8 protein-coding genes are annotated in these 6,497 nt (G+C 46.6%); 2 read left to right on the top strand and 6 right to left on the bottom strand.

Annotated elements, in window-relative coordinates; all coding sequences use genetic code 11:
* The 5 genes from ACTF7Q_RS09890 to ACTF7Q_RS09910 form a co-directional block, all read right to left on the bottom strand.
* The coding region (locus ACTF7Q_RS09890) for a hypothetical protein (protein ID WP_438997672.1) at positions 1-280 on the bottom strand (280 nt) is incomplete at its 3' end.
* 286 nt (positions 281-566) lie between these two features.
* On the bottom strand, positions 567-1,355 hold the full coding sequence (locus ACTF7Q_RS09895) for a substrate-binding domain-containing protein (protein WP_438997673.1): 789 nt from the start codon (positions 1,353-1,355) through the stop codon (positions 567-569).
* 76 nt (positions 1,356-1,431) lie between these two features.
* Positions 1,432-2,109 carry an ATP-binding cassette domain-containing protein gene (locus tag ACTF7Q_RS09900; RefSeq protein WP_438997674.1) on the bottom strand — a complete coding sequence of 226 codons (678 nt, stop codon included), beginning with the start codon at positions 2,107-2,109 and terminating at the stop codon, positions 1,432-1,434.
* Positions 2,102-2,815, bottom strand: coding sequence for an ABC transporter permease (locus ACTF7Q_RS09905; protein WP_438997675.1), 714 nt, complete (start codon positions 2,813-2,815; stop codon positions 2,102-2,104). Before ACTF7Q_RS09905 ends, ACTF7Q_RS09900 begins: the two co-directional genes overlap by 8 nt.
* A gap of 108 nt (positions 2,816-2,923) precedes the next feature.
* Positions 2,924-3,445 (bottom strand): DUF2244 domain-containing protein, encoded by a 522-nt coding sequence (locus ACTF7Q_RS09910; protein ID WP_438997676.1) that lies wholly within the window; start codon positions 3,443-3,445, stop codon positions 2,924-2,926.
* Positions 3,446-3,583: 138 nt separating this feature from the next.
* Here ACTF7Q_RS09910 and ACTF7Q_RS09915 point away from each other — a divergent pair, with 138 nt between their 5' ends.
* Positions 3,584-4,564, top strand: a complete 981-nt coding sequence (locus ACTF7Q_RS09915; RefSeq protein WP_438997677.1) for a VOC family protein — start codon at positions 3,584-3,586, stop codon at positions 4,562-4,564.
* The gene (mhpA, locus tag ACTF7Q_RS09920) at positions 4,557-6,086 is read left to right on the top strand and encodes a bifunctional 3-(3-hydroxy-phenyl)propionate/3-hydroxycinnamic acid hydroxylase MhpA (protein WP_438997678.1); all 1,530 of its coding nucleotides are present in this window, start codon (positions 4,557-4,559) and stop codon (positions 6,084-6,086) included. The genes ACTF7Q_RS09915 and mhpA overlap by 8 nt, the downstream gene beginning before the upstream one ends.
* On the opposite strand, the gene ACTF7Q_RS09925 is transcribed toward mhpA, so the two are convergent.
* Positions 6,083-6,424, bottom strand: coding sequence for a DUF952 domain-containing protein (locus ACTF7Q_RS09925; protein WP_438997679.1), 342 nt, complete (start codon positions 6,422-6,424; stop codon positions 6,083-6,085). The two genes, mhpA and ACTF7Q_RS09925, sit on opposite strands and share 4 nt — an antisense overlap.
* Between the last annotated feature and the right edge of the window lie 73 nt (positions 6,425-6,497).

Raw genomic sequence — 6,497 nt, forward strand, 5'->3', positions numbered from 1 at the left:
TAAAACATACTTGCATCTCACGAAATTGCCCACAGAGAAAAATAGAAAAATAAAGCGCAAGTAAATTTGCAACCATTCCACCTATCAAAACAGAAGAAAATACGAAGAAGGCCAAGGCGAAAATTAGCCCAATTTTCCAAATTATTAAAAGCCAAGGATTCTTGATGGCTATTTTATATTCGTTGCCGCTAGGTTTCCCAGAAACAATCGTGAGTAAAGTGTTTAATATTCTACTTTTGCTTTCAAAGCTCTCTCTGACTCCCTTTTCAAAGTTCAACATCTTTAACTCCATTGGTTAAGTTTCCAACGAAGCTATCATAGCGTTGGTTAAGAAAAGGTTAACTGAGGCTCGTATTGTTCAAAAAACCAGACAGCCTTCTCCTTTGGGTAACTTGAACTATCATGTGCTTTAGAAAGCACTTCAACTGTATTATTTTCAAAAAATCCAAGCATGAAGCGGCGTACTAATGGTTTATCTACAAGCTATTTTTCACAGAAAAAATGTTTTCGATATCTTGGTTTTGTGGCAATGTGATTGGTATAAATAAGATGATGATATGGGTTTCTTATCTATCGGCATTAGGGAAAAACAGCTGCGTGTCATGCCGACGATAGGTGCCGATATGTTTTTGGCCATCTGATGACACAAGCCAGCTTGCAAACCTTTCTGCAAGCGCCTGTTTCACATGCGGGCATCGTTTGGCATTGATTGTCACCACACCATATTGATTGAATAAAGGCGGGTCACTTTCAAACAGGATCTTGTGATTTGCTTTATTGGCAAAGGCGATCCATGTGCCACGATCGCTGATGGCATAGCTATCGGCCTGAACAGCAAAATTGAGCGTCGCCCCCATGCCAAGGCCAGTATCCAGATACCAGTGGTCATGACGCGCATCAGGGCTCAGCCCGGCACTTTTCCATAAACGTAATTCAGCTTTATGTGTGCCACTGTCATCACCGCGGGTGGCAAATTTGCTTTGCTGTGCGTAGATCATTTGCAAAGCTTCGGCGACGGTATCTGCCTGTTTAATGCCAGCTGGATCATGCTTTGGGCCAACAACGACAAAATCATTATACATGACATTGCGGCGTGCTGCGCCAAATCCGGCTTTTACGAATTCTTCTTCGTCAGGTTTGGAATGCACCAGTAAAAGATCACCGTCACAATTTTGGGCGTTACGCAAAGCCTGTCCGGTGCCAACGGCAACAACGCGGACATCGATACCAGTTTGTTTTTTGAAATGCGGTAACAGATGATCATAAAGTCCGGAATTTTGTGTTGATGTTGTTGATTGCAGAATAATAAAGGGTGTTTCGGCAAAGGCGATACTGGATATAGATGCAGATGCCATGACCATTATTACGATGATAAAGCGCTTTAATTGGCGACATATGTGCATGGCTTGACTTTCACACAGCGACAGATGATCAGACATGGTGATGGGCAATATAGGCTTGTGCCGCATTATGCAACGGGTTTGCAAAGAAGTCTTTTGCGTTTCTATCTTCGATCAGTTTGCCATGCTCAATGAACAGGACATGATCAGCCAGCCTATGTGCCTGGGCTATATTATGCGTTGTCATGATGATCGTTACACCGTTTTTATGCGCGTCGCTGATTAACGATTCGATTTTTGCACTGGCTTCAAAATCAAGATTTGCCGAAGGTTCATCCAGAAACAGCAAGCTTGGTTTGCTTGCCAGCGCTCCGATGAATGCCAGTTTTTGCTGTTCGCCGCCCGATAGCTGGCGGGCAGGGGTATCCATCTGATCTATCAATCCAGCGCGTTTAAACCATGCTATTTTTTCAGTTTGGCTAATGCCTGGGCATAGAAAGTCAAAATGTCGAGACGCGCTACGCCGTAGCAGGATGGGTTTTTGAAAGACCATTTTCTGGGTATGTGCAGGCGGTGCCGTGATAACGCCGCTATCGGGTTCGATAATACCATGCAAGGCTTGCAACAATAGACTTTTCCCCGCGCCATTATGCCCTAAAAGCATGGTAATTTTGCCTTGCAAAATATGTGTTGTAACATCATTCAGGATCGCAGTCCCATCTCGAATGATTGACAGTGCCTCGGCTTTTATGATGATGCTATCAGACATCAAGTGCCGCCTTTTTAAAATAATGCCGCAAGAACTGGCTGGCGATATTTACCACTAATGCAATCGATAAAAGTACCAGTCCCAATGCCATGGCGATAGCCAGCTCACCTTTGGACGTTTCCAGCGCAATCGCTGTGGTCATGACTCTTGTCGAATGGCGGATATTTCCACCCACGATAATAACCGCACCGACTTCGGAAATAGCGCGCCCAAAGCAGGCTAGTCCAATGGTAATAAGCGCGATACGCGCATCAACAACGAGCACCATTATGCGTCTAAGGGCATTGACGCCAAGAGACGTGAAAAGGGGCTTATATTCATTGTTCAACGTTTCAAAAATTTGCCGTGATAGGGCAATCGACATGGGCACAACAAGAATGCTTTGCGCAAGTATCATGGCATAAGGCGTATAGAGAATTTCCAGCCAGCCAAGCGGGCCTGATCGTGAAATCAGAATATAGATCAACAAGCCTACTACCACCGGTGGCATGCTCAAAAAAGTATTTGAAATGACAATCAGCACGGGAGCGCCAAAGAACTTCTTACTAGCCAGAATAGCACCAAGCGGCATGCCAATGACAAGCGAAATGAAAACCGCTGTCAGGCTCACTTTTAAAGACAGGCCAATAATACCCATCAATTCGGTGTCTGCCGAAAGCAGTAAATCAAATGCCAGTTTGAAAGGCGTCCAAAAGTCCAAAAACATCTCCTGTTTTGCGGCTCAAGTCGGTACCGTGCAGGCCACCATAAATATCATCTGGTGCCGAAAATGACAGAATAAAATCGGAATGGCTGATTGATATGGGTGATAAGCCTAGTCGCCGCGAAGCTGCCGCTCTTTGGCTCTGCCAATCATGCTGGTAAGTTCATTGGCTAGATGCTTTTTCTCGGCTGGATGCAGAAAGCTTCCAATTTCAGTGCTTTTACCATGACTTGTCAGGATAACACGCTGACGATAGCGTTGGGCAGTCGTTGGGGCAATCGACGGGGTTATTTGGACGCGCAACCAGGCAGTAGATAGCTTTTCTATATCAGTCTTGCCACTTGGGTCGGTTCGCTGGATGATTAGATTATCGGCCTCTGTTTTCAGGGTTTCACGGCGACGTGCGGCGCGATAATTCAGCTTGAAGGCACCCCACACAATCAATATTTCCAACCCCAGAAAGCCTATTACAGGCCAGGCACCTGCCAGAAAGAAACCAAAACCAATAATAAAGGCTAGTGAACCAATTACCGCCATCACAATGCCAAAGCCCTTTGGCGATAATGACCTATGCGGCCAGATCGTTAAACGCTCACCGTCTGCGGGCTTTCGTGATGATGAATCCTTAATCATATAAATAAGATGAATTTAACTGGCTCTATGGTCAAGTGGCGTTCTGACGCATGATGCGTACAGATAGTCAGCGCGCTTCTGCCTTGCTCTTAGGAAAGCATGCGTTACTATAATAGAAAGGTTTGTTTGGTGGGTTTTATGTCAATCATAGCGCTTGGGTATCTTGGTGTGCGTAGTGACAAATTGGATGAATGGTCCAGTTTTGCAACCCGCAGGCTAGGTATGCACGCCTGTGATCGGGGTGTGGGCAGCTTATCTTTCCGTATGGATGACTGGCGTCAAAGATTTGTTGTTGCCAACGAGCCTGGTTCTGATCTTGCATTCATGGGCTGGCAGGTTTCATCTAGGGCAGACCTTGAACGCTATGCGGCCAGAGTTGACGCGGCAGATATACCTGTTTTGCCAGCGTCCCGTGCTTTATGTGATCAGCGTTTTGTCGATAATATGATTTATTTTGACGATCCTGACGGGAATCGTGTCGAACTGTTTCACGCCCCGGAAACCACAACCGATCCATTCGTTTCGGGTCGTCCGATCGAAGGCTTTAAAACCGGTGCCTATGGCATGGGGCACGCGGTGCTGCATGTTAAAGATGCGCATGCGCTAATGCCATTTTACCGTGATGTTCTCGAATTCAGCGTATCAGACTATGCCTTGTCGCCTATTCCTTTGTTTTTCTTTCATGTAAATGGGCGGCATCACAGCTTTGCAATGATTGGCACAGGCCGAAACGGATTTCATCATTTCATGATCGAATATGCAAATCTGGATGATGTGGGGCAAGGTTATGATCTGGCTCAGCTTGAAAAAGATTCAATAGCCTATACGCTTGGTCGTCATACAAATGATTATATGACCTCGTTTTATGCCCACACACCATCAGATTTCTTTGTGGAAAATGGCTGGGGAGGTCGTGTGATTGATCCAGCCACATGGGAGCCGCATGAAACATTTTCTGGCCCAAGCTTCTGGGGACATGAACGTTTGCATCTTCCCGAAGCCCCTAGATCCGAATTGCGCGAATTGCGTCTAGAGGCGGCACGTAATGGTCTGCGGGCACCAGGGATAGCTGACTGTCCTTGGTTATATGACCAGCTTAAAGGAACGTTACGTGACTAACGCTATCTATGATGCGTTGATCGTTGGTTGCGGTCCTTCTGGAGCTAGCCTTGCCAATTTTCTGGGGCTTTACGGGTTCCGCGTTCTGGTTTTAGAACGTGCGGCTTCGGCTTATCCTTTACCGCGTGCGGTGCATCTTGATGATGAAGTCATGCGTGTATTTCAGGCAATCGGGCTTGCCGATGCAATAGATGATAAAGTGCGTATCAACGCTGGCATGCATTTTGTCGATAAAGACCAGAATATGCTGGTTGATTGGTCCAGGCCACAATCGATTGGTCCTTATGGGTGGTATCCAAGCTATCGGTTTCATCAGCCAGATATCGAAGCCATTCTACATCAGGGCATGACGCGGTTTAGCAACGTTGATATGCGCTGGTGTGCGACGGTGACATCGATCAGCCAAACCGAAAATCATGCTTTGATCACTTTTGATGATAACGGTGCATCAGCACAGGCAAAGGCGCGGTTTGTAATTGGTTGTGATGGTGCGCGGTCTTTAATCCGTCACTATATATGCGCGTCAAAGGATATTGTATCCAGCGATGATATAATGCGAATTAACCGTGATGATGAAATGCATGATCTAGGGTTTGAGGAACGCTGGTTAGTGCTAGATGGGCTGTTAAAAAGGCCACGTCCCGATCTTGGTGATTTCACCATTCAGACCTGTGATCCTGATCGCCCTAGCACCTATGCGCGTCAACCTGAAAACTGGCGCCGTTGGGAGGTTAGCCTGAAAGATGATGAAACCGATGATTATGTTCGTTCTGATGAATTTGTCTGGTCGTTTCTGGCACCGCGTGTAACAGCTGACGATATATCGATTGAGCGGCGTGCTGTTTACACGTTTCAGTCCAAACTGGCGCGCTATTGGCGTCGTGGCCGCGTGATGATTGCTGGTGATGCCGCGCATTTGACGCCGCCATTTATGGGGCAGGGCATGTGTATCGGCATTCGTGACATTGCTAATTTGGCTTGGAAGCTGGCGCATATATTACGCGGTGGAGCATTCTCGATACTCGATAGCTATGACAGCGAACGGGCACCGCATGCGCGGGCTTATATTGAAATGGCAACATATCTGGGTAATTTGTTGAATAGTTGTGAGACAGCCGATGGTTTGCGCACGGCCTTATCCTCACCCCAGCCTCAGATGGATAACGGACAGGTCGTCGGCAATGCAAAAATGCAATCAATCGCGCCACGGCTTGGTGCGGGTATTGGTGACTCATCGGATCCATTGCGGGGCTATCGTTCGCCCCAGCCAAAACTGGCTGATGGTCGTTTGTTAGACGACCTTATTGGTTTGCGATGGGCTATTGTCAGCAGGCGCGACTATGCACCGGCACTATCGCGTGAAGATATATGTGTGGTTAGTGACGTGAATGAGCCGAACGTTACAGCGATGCTTGATGATCTAGGGGCTTTGGCTGTGATTATACGGCCAGATCGTTATATTCATGCACTTATTGATGATGCCAAATCAATATTGTCTGCGGTGGCCACTATCCCAGATTAGGCACCAAGCAAGTCGGGAAGGATATGCACCCCGTCATCGTCTAATGGCAGGTCAAAAACAGCAACAACCTTGGTCAGAGATAACGTTCCATATAGATGAGGGAAAAGCTGACCGCCTCGTGATTCTTCCCAAACGATATCAATCGCATCCGCATCTATCTGAATAAGCTTCAAATCTGCAATGCCAGCAAAGTGAAGCCGCAGGGTCTCGGCAGTTTGCGCCTGTGTTGAGAAATGAATAAACCCATCTGTTAAATCAATGCCTGCACCAGAAAATGCACCATTCTCTTCGGCCTTAGCCCAGATATCAGCAGGACATATTTTATATATATAATTCATCAATTTTCCTTAAACATATCCATGATTTTATGAACAAGCTGCCGCCGTTGATTGATGGTATCTTCGTCAAGTT

This window comes from Puniceispirillum sp. (SeqCode) (assembly GCF_965657105.1).
Classification (GTDB): Bacteria; Pseudomonadota; Alphaproteobacteria; order Puniceispirillales; family Puniceispirillaceae; genus Puniceispirillum.